Raw genomic sequence first — 12,387 nt, forward strand, 5'->3', positions numbered from 1 at the left:
AGGCTCCCAGTAGACGACTGGGTTGATAGGCCGGATGTGGAAGCCCAGTAATGGGTGGAGCTGACCGGTACTAATAGGCCGAGGGCTTGTCCTCATTTGCTCGCGTCCACTGTGTGGTTCCCGGGTTGCGAACAGTCGCACCGGTTGAACCAGTTTCACTTACTTAATTGAAAAGTGTGCTTGTTCGCTAGAACCCGATAGGGTTTCGGTGGTCATAGCGTTAGGGAAACGCCCGGTTACATTCCGAACCCGGAAGCTAAGCCTTTCAGCGCCGATGGTACTGCAGGGGGGACCCTGTGGGAGAGTAGGACGCCGCCGAACAATCTTTCAGGACCCTTGGTCCCAGCGTTCACGCTGGGACCAAGGGTCCTTTTGTTTTTCCATGAACTTTTCGAAGCGCGTCGGGGTGCCGGCTGCGCGAGAATGACTGCAGTACCCGAAGACAGGAGTCACACCGATGTCCACCAACTCTCCCGACGATCGACCGGAGCGCGAGCCGCGCCGCAGGGACGGTGGCGAGCGGGGCGGCTTCCGTGGGCCTCGTCGTGATGACAACCGTGGTGGCGGGTTCCGTCGTGATGACCGTCGTGACGACAACCGTGGTGGTGGATTCCGCCGGGACGACCGTCCCCGTGACGACCGTCGTGACGACAACCGTGGCGGTGGATTCCGCCGGGACGACCGTCCCCGTGACGACCGCCGCGATGACAACCGTGGCGGTGGCTTCCGTCGGGACGACCGTCCGCGTGACGACCGCCGCGATGACCGTCCCCCGTTCCGTCGTGATGACCGTCGTGACGACAACCGCGGTGGCGGGTTCCGTCGCGATGACCGTCGTGACGACAACCGTGGTGGTGGGTTCCGTCGGGACGACCGTCCGCGTGACGACCGCCGCGATGACCGTCCCTCCTTCCGTCGTGATGACCGTCGCGACGACAACCGCGGTGGTGGCTTCCGCCGCGACGACAGCCGTGGTGGCGGGTTCCGTCGCGATGACCGTCGTGACGACAACCGTGGCGGTGGCTTCCGTCGGGACGACCGTCCGCGCGACGACCGCCGCGATGACCGTCCCTCCTTCCGTCGTGATGACCGTCGTGACGACAGCCGTGGTGGCGGCTTCCGCCGTGATGACAGCCGTGGTGGCGGGTTCCGTCGGGACGACCGTCCGCGCGACGACCGCCGCGATGACCGTCGTGACGACAACCGCGGTGGTGGCTTCCGTCGCGACGACCGTCCCCGTGACGACCGCCGTGACGACCGCCCGTCGTTCCGCCGTGACGACCGGCGCGATGACCGCCGCGACGACAACCGTGGCGGTGGCTTCCGCCGGGACGACAGCCGTGGTGGCGGATTCCGTCGCGACGACCGTCGTGACGAGCGGCCCTCCTTCCGTCGTGACGAGCGTCCGCGTGATGACCGGCGTGACGACAGCCGCGGTGGTGGCTTCCGTCGCGACGACCGTCCCCGTGACGACCGTCGCGACGACCGCCGTGACGACCGCCCCCGTGGGCCCCGTCGTGACGACAGCCGTGGTGGCGGGTTCCGTCGGGACGACCGGCGTGACGACAGCCGGGGCGGGTACCGCGGTCGCGACGACCGGGGCGGCTACGGCCGGCGGGACGACCGTGACCGGGACCGGCCGGACCGCGCGCCGATCAAGCGGCTGCCGATCCCGGACGACGTCACGGGTGAGGAGATCGACCAGGACGTGCGCCAGGAGCTCATGAGCCTGCCCAAGGGGCTCGCCGAGGATGTCGCGCGCAACCTCGTCATGGTCGCCAACCTGATCGACGAGGACCCGGAGCAGGCGTACGCGTACTCCCGTATCGCCCTGCGGCTCGCGTCCCGCGTCGCCGCGGTCCGCGAGGCGGCCGGCTTCGCCGCGTACGCCACGCAGAAGTACTCCGAGGCGCTGGCCGAGTTCCGGGCCGCGCGGCGGATGACCGGTGGTGTCGAGCTGTGGCCCGTGATGGCCGACTGCGAGCGTGGCATGGGCCGGCCCGAGCGAGCGCTCGCCATGGCCGGTGAGCCCGAGGTGCAGAAGCTGGACAAGGCCGGGCAGGTCGAGATGCGGCTCGTCGCCGCCGGTGCCCGCCGGGACATGGGGCAGCTCGACGCCGCCATCGTGACCCTGCAGAGCCCCGAGCTCGCGTCCACCGCCGTCCACCCGTGGACCGCGCGCCTGCGGTACGCCTACGCCGACGCGCTGCTCGCGGCCGGGCGTGAGGCCGAGGCCCGTGAGTGGTTCGCCAAGGCGCTGGAGTCGGACAAGGACGGCGCCACGGACGCCTCCGACCGGCTCGCGGAGCTCGACGGCGTCGAGTTCGTGGACGCCATCGACGAGCTGGACGAGTCCGAGGACATCGCGGACACCGACGCCGTCGACGAGGCGGACGAGATGGACGAGGACGACGACCTCGATGACGAGGACGACGAGGACGACGACGCGGACCCCAAGAACTGACGTCGTGTGAAGTGAAGAAGGGCGGCACCCCCTCCGGGGTGCCGCCCTTCTTCGTGTCCTCAGTCCAGCGCGAGGCTTCTGAGGACCAGGCCCGTCGCCGGCTTCGGTCCGAAGGACGTCGACTTGCGCGGCATGGTGACGCCCTGCCGGGCCAGGTCCCGTACGACGTCCTCCCGTACCGGATGCATGAGCACCGCCGTACCGCCGCGGCGTTCGGCCTGGGCGACGGCGGCCTGGGTGTCGTGGATGTAGCTGATGTCCTCGGGGGCGTCCGGGATGTGCCAGACGTGGTCGAGGAGCGTGGAGTGCAGGACCGTGGCGTCCAGGGTGCGCCATGCCTCGGGACGGTCGGTGCGGATCGTGCGGGCGAGCAGCTCCGGGTCGGGCCGGTCGAGGAGGTGGAAGGCGCCGTCGCCGGCCAGGAGGAAGGCGTTGCCGTCGGCCGCGGCGGACTCCAGGGACTCCAGGGCCGTCGACAAGGGGCCCTCGATGCGGCGGACGCGGAAGCCGTCGCCGAGGGCCGCGAGCGCGTCCGCGACCGGGAGGCGGTTGAGGAGCCGGTGGATGGCGCGGACCCGGAGGGGGTAGCGGGCCGTGTCGATGAGCAGGACGAGGCCGTAGTTCCACGGGCTGGGCTGTGCGTGTTCCTCGCGCAGCCGCAAGTACGTGGCCCAGCGGTGGTGGCCGTCGGCGATCAGCGCCTGGTGCTCCGCGAGCCCGGCGGAGATCGCCGCGAGTTCGGCGGGGTCCGTGACCGCCCAGAGCCGGTGGTTGAAGCCGTCCTCCGTGGTCGTGGCGAGCAGGGGCTCGCGCTGCACGGTGCGCTCGATGACCTCCGCGGCTCCGTTGCCGTCGCCGCGGTAGGTGAGGAGGAGCGGTTCCAGATTGGCGGCCGTGGTCCGCATCAGCGCCGCCCGGTCCTCGACCACGTGCGGCATCACGTCCTCGTGGGGGAGCACGATGCCCTCGGCCGGCGTGGAGAGTTCCAGTGCGCCGATGATGCCGCGCTGGAGGATGCCGTCACCGCTCTGCTCGTACACGTACAGGGCGGGCTCGGGGTCCGGGGCGAGGACGCCGTCGGCGAGCCAGCGGTCGAGGGTGACGGCGGCCTTGCGGTGGCGGGTGCCGGCGGTGATCGCCTGCGGCAGGATCAGCCGGACGATGTTGTGGGGGTCGGCGGACTCGAGGTGGTGCAGTCCGTCGGGCCGTACGACGACGTCGTACGGCGGGGAGGTCACGGCGGCCAGGCTGCCGACCCGTTCGGGGACGTAGCGCAGTCCCCGGAACGGGACCATGTGCAGACCGTCGGCGCGGACGTCGTCGGCCGCGGGACCTGAGGTGTTCATTACGCAATCGTAAGTGGGCCGTGGCAATGAGCGATGATCGGGGGAGACGGGGAATGGCGTGATCGTTTTCGCGGTGATGTGAGGAGTACGAGGTCATGGGTGACGGCGGCGGCCAGGGTCGGCTGGGCAGGAATCGGCCGGGCGGGAGCGCGCGGGCGCTGAGCGAGGCGTACGACACGGCGCTGCTCGACCTGGACGGCGTGGTGTACGCGGGCGGTGAGGCGATCCCGTACGCGGTCGACGCGCTGGGCGCGGCGCGGGCCGGCGGGATGCATCTCGCCTACGTCACCAACAACGCGCTGCGGACGCCGGACGCGGTGGCAGCGCATCTGACCGAGCTGGGGGTGCCGGCCGAGGCGGGGGACGTCATCACGTCGGCGCAGGCGGTGGCGCGGCTGATCGCCGACGAAGTACCGGCCGGGTCACGGGTGTTGGTGATCGGCGGGGAGGGGCTTCGGGTGGCGCTGCGCGAGCGGGGCCTGGTGCCGGTGGAATCGGCCGACGAGGACGGTCTGGCGGCGGTGGTGCAGGGGTACGGCGGGCCGGAGCTGCCCTGGGGGCGGTTCGCGGAGGCGAGCTACGCCGTGGCGCGCGGGGTGCCGTGGTACGCCTCGAACACGGACCTGACGATTCCGGGGGCGCGCGGGATCGGGCCCGGGAACGGGGCGGCGGTGGAGGTCGTACGGATCGCCACGGGCGGTGTCGTGGAGCCGAAGGTGGCGGGGAAGCCGCTGCCGCCGATGCACCGGGAGACGGTGCTGCGGACGGGGGCGGAGCGGCCGCTGGTGGTCGGGGACCGGCTGGACACGGACATCGAGGGGGCGTTCAACGGGGGCGTCGACTCGCTGCTGGTGCTGACGGGGGTGACCGACGTCGCGCAGCTGCTCGCGGCGGTGCCCGAGCACCGGCCGACGTATGTGGCCGCGGACCTGCGAGGGTTGCTGGTGGGGCAGCCGGAGGTGGTGGAGTCCGGCGAGGGCTTCCTGTGCGGGGGCTGGACCGCGTCGGTGAGTGGCGGAGCGCTGGTGCTCGACGGGGAGGGCGAGGTGCTGGACGGGGTAAGGGCGTTGTGCGGGGCGGCGTGGTCCGAGGCGGGGGCGGGAGCGTGCGGGCTGGACGCGGGGAAGGCGTTGGGCCGGCTGGGATGGTGATACGTCGCGTCGCGGGGGCCTGTTGACGGGCTTTGGCTGCTCAGGGGGCGTACGGGATCGAACAGGAATAGCAGGGTAGGCTAACCTAACTCCGTGTTGGTCGAGAGTCCCTCCCGAGCGAGCGCGGATTCGACCGGCCCTGTCCAGACGCCGACGCGCCGGCATTCCGTGCGCGCCGTCGGGCTGGTCGTGGCCGTCGGAGTCCTGCTGCTGGTCTGTGTCCTGAGCATCATGATCGGCGCCAAACCGGTGCCGCTCGGCGATGTGTGGCACGGGTTGTTCCAGAACACCGGTGTCGGAAACGACGTCATCATCCATGACGTTCGTGTCCCCCGCACTCTCCTCGGACTGCTCGTCGGCGTCGCCCTCGGCCTCTCCGGGGCCGTGATGCAGGGCCTCACCCGTAACCCGCTCGCCGAGCCCGGCCTCCTCGGCGTCAACGCCGGGGCCGCCGCGGCCGTCGTCTCCGCGATCGCGTTCCTCGGGGTCACGGACGCCGGCGACTACGTCTGGTTCGCGTTCGTCGGCGCCGCCGTCGTCTCCGTCGTCGTGTACGTCCTCGGCGGAAGTCGCAGTTCCACCCCCGTACGCCTCGCGCTCGCCGGGACTGCCGCCACCGCCGCCCTCTACGGCTACGTCAACGCCGTCCAGCTGCTCAACTCCGCCGCCCTGGACCGGCTCCGCTTCTGGACCGTCGGCTCGCTCGCCTCCGCCGACATGGAGACCGTGCGCCGAGTGGCGCCGTTCATCCTCGTCGGCGTCGTGCTCGCCCTGCTCATCTCCCGGCCCCTCAACGCCATGGAGATGGGCGACGACACCGCCCGCGCGCTCGGCGCCCACCTCAACCGCACCCGCATCATCGCCATGGCGGCCGTCACGCTGATGTGCGGCGCCGCGACCGCCGCCTGCGGGCCGATCGTGTTCCTCGGGCTGATGGTCCCGTATCTCGTACGGGCCATCACCGGCCCCGACATGCGCTGGATCCTCCCCTACGCCGCCGTCCTCTCGCCCGTCCTCCTGCTCGGCTCCGACGTGATCGGCCGGCTCGTCGCCCGCCCCTCGGAGCTCCAGGTCGGCATCGTCACCACGCTGATCGGCGGACCCGTCTTCATCCATCTCGTACGCCGCAAGAGGATGGCCCAGCTGTGACCTCCAAAGCTGTGACCTCCGAGGCCGTGAACACCAGGACCGTGGCCACCCGTTCCATACGGACCGGTGGCGGACTCTCCGTACGGTACGAGCCCCGTGCCGCGCTCTCCGTGCTCGCGCTGCTCGTCCTCACCCTCGCCGCCGGCATCGTCCTCATCGGCAGCGGGGACTTCCCCATCGCGCCCGGCGACGTCGTCGCCACCCTCCTCGGCGACGGCACCGCCGTGCAGGAGTTCGCGGTCATGGACCTCCGGCTGCCGCGCGTCCTCGTCGCGGTGTTCGTCGGCGCCGCGCTCGGCGTGGGCGGCGCGGTCTTCCAGTCCATCGCCCGCAACCCGCTCGGCAGCCCCGACGTCATCGGCTTCGGCCAGGGCGCGACCGTCGGCGCGCTCGGCGTCATCGTGCTCTTCCAGGGCAGCGCCACGGCCGCCGCGGGCGGGGCCGTCGTCGGCGCCCTGATCACCGGCGCCGCGATCTACCTCCTCGCCTGGAAGCGCGGCGTCCACGGCTACCGCCTCGTGCTCGTCGGCATCGGCGCGGCCGCCATGCTCACCGCCGTCATCCACTACCTCATCACCAAGGCCAACCTGGTCGACGCGACCCGCGCCACGGTGTGGATGACCGGTTCGCTGGACGGGCGCGACTGGGAGCAGTTCTGGCCGCTGTTCGGCGTCTGCTGCGTCCTGATCCCGTTGGTCCTGGGGCACGGACGGGCGCTGCGGATGCTGGAGATGGGCGACGACGCCGCGTTCGCCCTCGGCGTGCGGGTCGAGCGGACCCGCATCGTGCTGATGGGCTCCGCCGTGCTGCTCGTCGCCGTCGCCACCGCCGCCGCAGGACCCATCGTCTTCGTCTCGCTCAGCGCGCCCCAGCTGGCGCGTCGGCTGACCCGCTCGCCCGGCCCCAACCTCGCCCCCTCCGCCCTGATGGGCTCCGCGCTGCTGCTCGTCGCCGACTGGACCGCGACCAACGCCTTCGGTGACCGGCAGCTGCCCGTCGGCGTCGTCACCGGCGTGCTCGGCGGCTGCTATCTGCTGTGGCTGCTCGTCACCGAACGCAAGGCGGGACGGATATGAACGCGAAGAACGCGAAGGATCTCAGGAGCACCTCCATGGACGGTCAGACCCAGCGGCTCAGCGCGGAGTCGGTCACCCTCGCCTACGACCAGCGGATCATCGCCCGTGACCTGTCCGTCGCGATCCCGGACAACTCCTTCACGGTCATCGTCGGGCCCAACGCCTGCGGCAAGTCGACGCTCCTGCGCGCCCTGTCCCGGATGCTCAAGCCGTCCCAGGGCCGGGTGCTCCTCGACGGGCAGACCATCCACACCATGCCCGCGAAGAAGGTCGCCAAGACCCTCGGCCTGCTGCCCCAGTCCTCCATCGCCCCCGACGGCATCACGGTCGCCGACCTGGTGGCCCGCGGCCGCTACCCGCACCAGGGGCTGCTGCGCCAGTGGTCGCCGGAGGACGAGCGGATCGTCCAGGAGTCGATGGCCGCGACCGGAGTGGCCGAGCTGGCGGAGCGGTACGTCGACGAACTGTCCGGCGGCCAGCGCCAGCGGGTGTGGATCGCGATGGCGCTCGCCCAGCAGACCCCGCTGCTGCTGCTCGACGAGCCCACGACCTTCCTCGACATCCAGCACCAGATCGACGTCCTCGACCTGTGTGCCGAGCTGCACGAGACCCAGGGCCGCACCCTGGTCGCCGTCCTGCACGACCTGAACCACGCGGCCCGGTACGCCACCCACCTCGTCGCCGTCCGCGGCGGCGAGGTGGTCGCGGAGGGCCCGCCGGCCGAGGTCGTGACGGCCGAGCTGGTGGAGCGGGTCTTCGGGCTGCGCTGCCAGGTGATCGACGACCCCGAGACGGGGACGCCGCTGGTCGTGCCCGCGGGGCGGAAGGCACGCGCCAAGAAGCAGGAGCCCGCGCTACAGAAGTGAGCGCAGCCGGAGCAGGTCGCGGAAGCCGGCCTCCAGCCTGACCCGGCCGGAGGCCCAGGCCTTGGCGAAGTTCAGCTCGCCGTTCACCATCGCCACCAGGTCGTCGCCGGTCATCGCCAGACGGATCTGCGCCTTGGCGGGCGGTGGACCCGCCACCGTGTCCTGGACCTCGATCCGGCCGCCCGCGAGACGGCCGGTGAACGTCGTGTCCAGATCCTTGATGTGGCAGCTCAGGGTGCGGTCGAGCGCGGCAGCGCTGCGCACCTCGCCGTCCGCGCGTGCGAGATTGTCCGAAAGTTTGTCGAGTGCGCGGCGGCACTCCTCGATCGTGGCCATCGTGATCGACCGTACCCCAGGCCTTCGCGATAGCGTCGGGGGATGAGCGACGTGACGGATGTGACGCCGGACCCGGACCCCGCCCCGGACCAGGGCGGGCGCGAGGAGACGGCGGTGGAGGCGGAGGCGTACGAGCCCGCCGCGCCCGCGCCTCTCGGCGTGGAGCGCACCCCCACCGGACGTCCCGCCGTGGACGCCCTCCTGGAGCGGCTCGGCGACGCGGACCACCTCGCGGCGGACGGACACCTGGAGGTGTACGAGGATGTACACCGTGGGCTGCGCGACGAGCTGACCTCGCTCGACGCCGTCCGCCCCGGACCGACACCGCCGACAACGCATCACGACCACAGGAGCTGAACCGAACGTGGCAGGAGTGGCACGCCGCCGTCTGGACGCCGAGCTGGTACGCCGCAAGCTCGCCCGCTCGCGCGAGCACGCCAGCCAGCTGATCGCCGCGGGGCGGGTGACCGTCGGCAAGACCGTGGCGACCAAGCCCGCCACCCAGGTCGAGACCGCCGCGGCCATCGTCGTCGCCCAGGACGACGCCGACCCCGACTACGTCTCGCGCGGCGGCCACAAGCTGGCCGGGGCCTTCGCCGCCTTCGTACCGCAGGGACTGAAGGTCGAAGGGCGCCGGGCCCTCGACGCGGGCGCGTCGACCGGCGGCTTCACCGACGTCCTGCTGCGGGCCGGTGCCGCGCACGTCGTCGCCGTCGACGTCGGCTACGGACAGCTCGCCTGGTCGCTGCAGAGCGACGAGCGGGTCACCGTGAAGGACCGGACGAACGTGCGCGAGTTGACGCTCGAAGCGATCGACGGAACGCCGGTCGACCTCGTCGTCGGCGACCTCTCCTTCATCCCGCTCGGCCTCGTGCTGCCCGCTCTGGCGCGCTGCACCGCCCCCGACGCGGATCTGGTGCTGATGGTCAAGCCGCAGTTCGAGGTGGGCAAGGAACGGCTCGGTACGGGGGGTGTGGTGCGCAGCACGGAGCTGCGGGCCGACGCCGTGAAGAACGTGGCGCGCCAGGCCGGCGAGCTCGGGCTCGGTGTGCTGGGCGTGACCGCCAGCCCGCTGCCCGGACCGTCCGGCAACGTCGAGTACTTTCTGTGGCTGCGGGCAGGGGCGCCCGCGCTCGATCCGGCGGATGTCGACCGCGCCGTGGCGGAGGGACCTCGTTGAGCTCAACGACAGCAGCACAGCGCACCGTTTTCCTGCTCGCGCACACCGGCCGGCCGGCCGCCGTGCGCAGCGCCGAACTCGTCGTCCTCGGGCTGCTGCGCAGCGGGATCGGCGTCCGTGTCCTGGAGGCGGAGGCGGCCGACCTGCCGCTGCCGCCGTCCGTGGAGGTGGTGCCGGAGGCCTGCTCCGACGCGCTGGAGGGGTGTGAGCTGCTGGTCGTCCTCGGCGGCGACGGCACGCTGCTGCGCGGCTCGGAGTTCTCCCGGGCGTCCGGCGTGCCGATGCTCGGCGTGAACCTGGGGCGGGTCGGCTTCCTCGCGGAGGCCGAGCGCGACGACCTCGACAAGGTCGTCGACCGGGTCGTCACGCGCGCGTACGAGGTCGAGGAGCGGATGACCCTCGACGTCGTCGTGTACGAGAACGGGGACGTGCTGCACCGGGACTGGGCGCTGAACGAGGCCGCCGTGCAGAAGGTCTCCCCGGAGCGGATGCTGGAGGTCGTGCTCGCGATCGACGGCCGGCCGGTCACCGGGTTCGGCTGCGACGGGGTGATCTGCGCGACTCCGACGGGTTCGACGGCGTACGCCTTCTCGGCGGGCGGACCGGTGATCTGGCCGGAGGTGGAGGCGCTGCTGATGGTCCCGATCGGGGCGCACGCGCTGTTCGCCAAGCCGCTGGTGACGACGCCGGAATCGGTGCTCACGGTGGAGGTCGAGCCGCACACCCCGCACGGGGTGCTGTGGTGCGACGGACGGCGGACGGTGGAACTCCCGGCGGGTGCACGGGTGGAGGTGCGGCGCGGGGAGGTTCCCGTACGGCTGGCCAGGCTGCACCACGCCTCGTTCACGGACCGTCTTGTGGCGAAGTTCGCCCTGCCGGTGTCTGGCTGGCGCGGCGCGCCGCACTAGGGCGCAGGCCCGTCCCTGCCGCGGCCGGAACGGGTCCGGACCACCCACCCCCACGGGTGACAGCCGTACACCCGACCTGCGGGTTCGCACCGTTCCGGCAGGGGCCGTCGCACAGCCGGGCCTCGACCTCGTAAGGTCTTCCCCGTGTTGGAGGAGATGCGGATACGGTCGCTCGGGGTCATCGACGACGCTGTTGTCGAGCTGTCGCCCGGTTTCACCGCGGTGACGGGTGAGACCGGTGCGGGCAAGACCATGGTCGTGACGAGCCTGGGGCTGCTGCTCGGCGGGCGCGCCGACCCCGCCCTGGTGCGGATCGGCGCGGGCTCGGCCGTCGTCGAGGGTCGGATCACCCTGCCCGAGGGCGCGGGAGCGGCCGCACGGGCTGAGGAGGCGGGCGCCGAGCTCGACGACGGGGCGCTGCTCGTCAGCCGGACGGTCTCGGCCGAGGGGCGCTCGCGCGCCCATCTCGGCGGGCGCTCCGTGCCCGTCGGCCTGCTCGCCGAGCTCGCCGACGAACTCGTCGCCGTGCACGGCCAGACCGACCAGCAGGGCCTGCTCAAGCCGGCCCGACAGCGCGGGGCCCTGGACCGGTACGCGGGCGACGCCGTCGCCGTACCGCTGGCCGCGTACGGGGAGGCGTACCGGCGGCTGCGTGCCGTCGTCGCCGAGCTGGACGAGATCACCACGCGGGCGCGGGAACGGGCCCAGGAGGCGGATCTGCTGCGCTTCGGCCTCGGCGAGATCGAGGCCGTCGAGCCGCGGGCCGGGGAGGACACCGAGCTGGCCGCCGAGGCCGAGCGGCTCGGGCACGCCGAGGCCCTCGCCTCCGCCGCCGCCCTGGCGCACGCGGCCCTCGCCGGGCAGCCCGAGGACCCGGAGGCCGTCGACGCGACGACCCTGGTCGCGGGGGCGGGCCGCGCCCTGGAAGCCGTACGGTCGCACGATCCGGCGCTCGCCGCGCTCGCGGACCGGATGGGGGAGATCTCCATCCTGCTCGCCGACGTGGCGGGGGAGCTGGCCGGGTACGCCGACAACCTGGACGCCGACCCGCGCCGGCTCGCCGCCGTCGAGGAGCGGCGCGCGGCGCTGACCCAGCTCACCCGGAAGTACGGCGCGGACGTCTCCGCCGTGCTGGCCTGGGCGCAGGACGGCGCGGCCCGGCTCACCGAGCTGGAGGGCGACGACGACCGGATCGGCGAGCTGACGGCCGAGCGGGACGCGCTGCGGACCGAACTGTCGGTCCTCGCGCAGGCGCTCACCGACGCCCGTACAGAGGCGGCGGCGAGGTTCGCCGACGCCGTCACCGCCGAACTGGCGTCGCTGGCCATGCCCCACGCGCGCGTGTCCTTCGACATCCGGCAGACGGAGTCCGTCGACGAGGCTTCGGGTGTCGAGGTCGGCGGGCGCTCCGTGGCGTACGGGCCGTCCGGCGCCGACGAGGTGGAGCTGCTGCTCGCCCCGCACCCGGGCGCGCCGCCGCGGCCGATCGCGAAGGGCGCGTCCGGTGGTGAGCTGTCCCGGGTGATGCTGGCCGTCGAGGTCGTCTTCGCGGGTACGGATCCGGTGCCGACGTATCTCTTCGACGAGGTCGACGCGGGCGTCGGCGGCAAGGCGGCCGTGGAGATCGGCCGCCGCCTGGCCAAGCTCGCCAAGTCCGCGCAGGTCGTGGTCGTCACGCACCTTCCGCAGGTCGCGGCGTTCGCCGACCGGCAGCTGCTGGTGGAGAAGACCAACGACGGGTCCGTGACCCGTTCCGGTGTCACCGTCCTGGAGGGCGAGGACCGGGTCCGCGAGCTGTCGCGGATGCTGGCGGGCCAGGAGGACTCGGAGACGGCCAGGGCGCACGCGGAGGAGCTGCTGGCGACGGCGCGCGCGGACGCCTGACGGCCTTGCTCAGGCCCGCTTCTCTTG

General features: G+C 72.3%; 12 protein-coding genes and 2 rRNA genes. 12 read left to right on the forward strand and 2 right to left on the reverse strand.

Going from position 1 to position 12,387, the window contains the following annotated elements; all coding sequences use genetic code 11:
- The 4 genes from ABZ939_RS00005 to ABZ939_RS00020 all read left to right on the forward strand — a co-directional run.
- Nucleotides 1–94: ribosomal RNA gene (locus ABZ939_RS00005) — 23S ribosomal RNA — on the forward strand; the annotation flags it as partial.
- A 110-nt stretch (nt 95–204) separates the two neighbouring features.
- Nucleotides 205–321: ribosomal RNA gene (gene rrf / locus ABZ939_RS00010) — 5S ribosomal RNA — on the forward strand.
- A 227-nt stretch (nt 322–548) separates the two neighbouring features.
- On the forward strand, nt 549–1,727 hold the full coding sequence (locus tag ABZ939_RS00015; RefSeq protein ID WP_361847896.1) for a hypothetical protein: 1,179 nt from the start codon (nt 549–551) through the stop codon (nt 1,725–1,727).
- Nucleotides 1,664–2,464: a tetratricopeptide repeat protein gene (locus ABZ939_RS00020; protein WP_361847899.1), complete on the forward strand. Its 801-nt coding sequence runs from the start codon at nt 1,664–1,666 to the stop codon at nt 2,462–2,464. Before ABZ939_RS00015 ends, ABZ939_RS00020 begins: the two co-directional genes overlap by 64 nt.
- 59 nt (nt 2,465–2,523) lie before the next feature.
- Here ABZ939_RS00020 and ABZ939_RS00025 read toward each other — a convergent pair whose 3' ends face one another.
- Complete coding sequence (locus tag ABZ939_RS00025; RefSeq protein WP_361846745.1) at nt 2,524–3,810, reverse strand: DUF1015 domain-containing protein; 1,287 nt, start codon at nt 3,808–3,810, stop codon at nt 2,524–2,526.
- Nucleotides 3,811–3,905: 95 nt separating this feature from the next.
- Between ABZ939_RS00025 and ABZ939_RS00030 the strand changes: the two genes are divergently transcribed.
- The 4 genes from ABZ939_RS00030 to ABZ939_RS00045 all read left to right on the forward strand — a co-directional run bounded on the left by ABZ939_RS00030 (nt 3,906) and on the right by ABZ939_RS00045 (nt 8,052).
- On the forward strand, nt 3,906–4,961 hold the full coding sequence (locus ABZ939_RS00030) for an HAD hydrolase-like protein (protein ID WP_361846748.1): 1,056 nt from the start codon (nt 3,906–3,908) through the stop codon (nt 4,959–4,961).
- Nucleotides 4,962–5,150: 189 nt separating this feature from the next.
- The gene (locus tag ABZ939_RS00035; protein ID WP_361847902.1) at nt 5,151–6,110 is read left to right on the forward strand and encodes an iron chelate uptake ABC transporter family permease subunit; all 960 of its coding nucleotides are present in this window, start codon (nt 5,151–5,153) and stop codon (nt 6,108–6,110) included.
- The gene (locus ABZ939_RS00040; protein WP_361846751.1) at nt 6,107–7,186 is read left to right on the forward strand and encodes an iron chelate uptake ABC transporter family permease subunit; all 1,080 of its coding nucleotides are present in this window, start codon (nt 6,107–6,109) and stop codon (nt 7,184–7,186) included. The genes ABZ939_RS00035 and ABZ939_RS00040 overlap by 4 nt, the downstream gene beginning before the upstream one ends.
- 35 nt (nt 7,187–7,221) lie before the next feature.
- Nucleotides 7,222–8,052, forward strand: a complete 831-nt coding sequence (locus ABZ939_RS00045; RefSeq protein ID WP_361846754.1) for an ABC transporter ATP-binding protein — start codon at nt 7,222–7,224, stop codon at nt 8,050–8,052.
- Here ABZ939_RS00045 and ABZ939_RS00050 read toward each other — a convergent pair.
- Entirely contained in the window at nt 8,041–8,388 is a 348-nt protein-coding gene (locus tag ABZ939_RS00050) for an SCP2 sterol-binding domain-containing protein (RefSeq protein ID WP_361846757.1), read from the reverse strand. The two genes, ABZ939_RS00045 and ABZ939_RS00050, sit on opposite strands and share 12 nt — an antisense overlap.
- Nucleotides 8,389–8,430: 42 nt before the next feature.
- Here ABZ939_RS00050 and ABZ939_RS00055 point away from each other — a divergent pair, with 42 nt between their 5' ends.
- The 4 genes from ABZ939_RS00055 (at nt 8,431) to recN (ending at nt 12,360) form a co-directional block, all read left to right on the forward strand.
- Entirely contained in the window at nt 8,431–8,745 is a 315-nt protein-coding gene (locus ABZ939_RS00055; protein ID WP_361846760.1) for a hypothetical protein, read from the forward strand.
- Nucleotides 8,746–8,752: 7 nt separating this feature from the next.
- Entirely contained in the window at nt 8,753–9,568 is an 816-nt protein-coding gene (locus ABZ939_RS00060) for a TlyA family RNA methyltransferase (RefSeq protein ID WP_361846763.1), read from the forward strand.
- Complete coding sequence (locus ABZ939_RS00065) at nt 9,565–10,476, forward strand: NAD kinase (RefSeq protein WP_361846766.1); 912 nt, start codon at nt 9,565–9,567, stop codon at nt 10,474–10,476. The genes ABZ939_RS00060 and ABZ939_RS00065 overlap by 4 nt, the downstream gene beginning before the upstream one ends.
- Before the next feature lie 156 nt (nt 10,477–10,632).
- Nucleotides 10,633–12,360 (forward strand): DNA repair protein RecN, encoded by a 1,728-nt coding sequence (recN, locus tag ABZ939_RS00070; RefSeq protein ID WP_361847905.1) that lies wholly within the window; start codon nt 10,633–10,635, stop codon nt 12,358–12,360.
- The last annotated feature ends 27 nt before the right edge of the window (nt 12,361–12,387 follow it).

This window comes from Streptomyces sp. NPDC046712 (assembly GCF_040645695.1).
GTDB lineage: Bacteria > Actinomycetota > Actinomycetes > Streptomycetales > Streptomycetaceae > Streptomyces.

Bases quoted from the DNA above. Each gene is read 5' to 3' on its own strand.
- ABZ939_RS00015 (WP_361847896.1), top strand. From the start codon at position 549: ATGACAACCGTGGTGGCGGGTTCCGTCGTGATGACCGTCGTGACGACA.
- ABZ939_RS00025 (WP_361846745.1), bottom strand. From the start codon at position 3,810: ATGAACACCTCAGGTCCCGCGGCCGACGACGTCCGCGCCGACGGTCTG.
- ABZ939_RS00030 (WP_361846748.1), top strand. From the start codon at position 3,906: ATGGGTGACGGCGGCGGCCAGGGTCGGCTGGGCAGGAATCGGCCGGGC.
- ABZ939_RS00045 (WP_361846754.1), top strand. From the start codon at position 7,222: ATGGACGGTCAGACCCAGCGGCTCAGCGCGGAGTCGGTCACCCTCGCC.
- ABZ939_RS00050 (WP_361846757.1), bottom strand. From the start codon at position 8,388: ATGGCCACGATCGAGGAGTGCCGCCGCGCACTCGACAAACTTTCGGAC.
- ABZ939_RS00055 (WP_361846760.1), top strand. From the start codon at position 8,431: ATGAGCGACGTGACGGATGTGACGCCGGACCCGGACCCCGCCCCGGAC.
- recN (WP_361847905.1), top strand. From the start codon at position 10,633: ATGCGGATACGGTCGCTCGGGGTCATCGACGACGCTGTTGTCGAGCTG.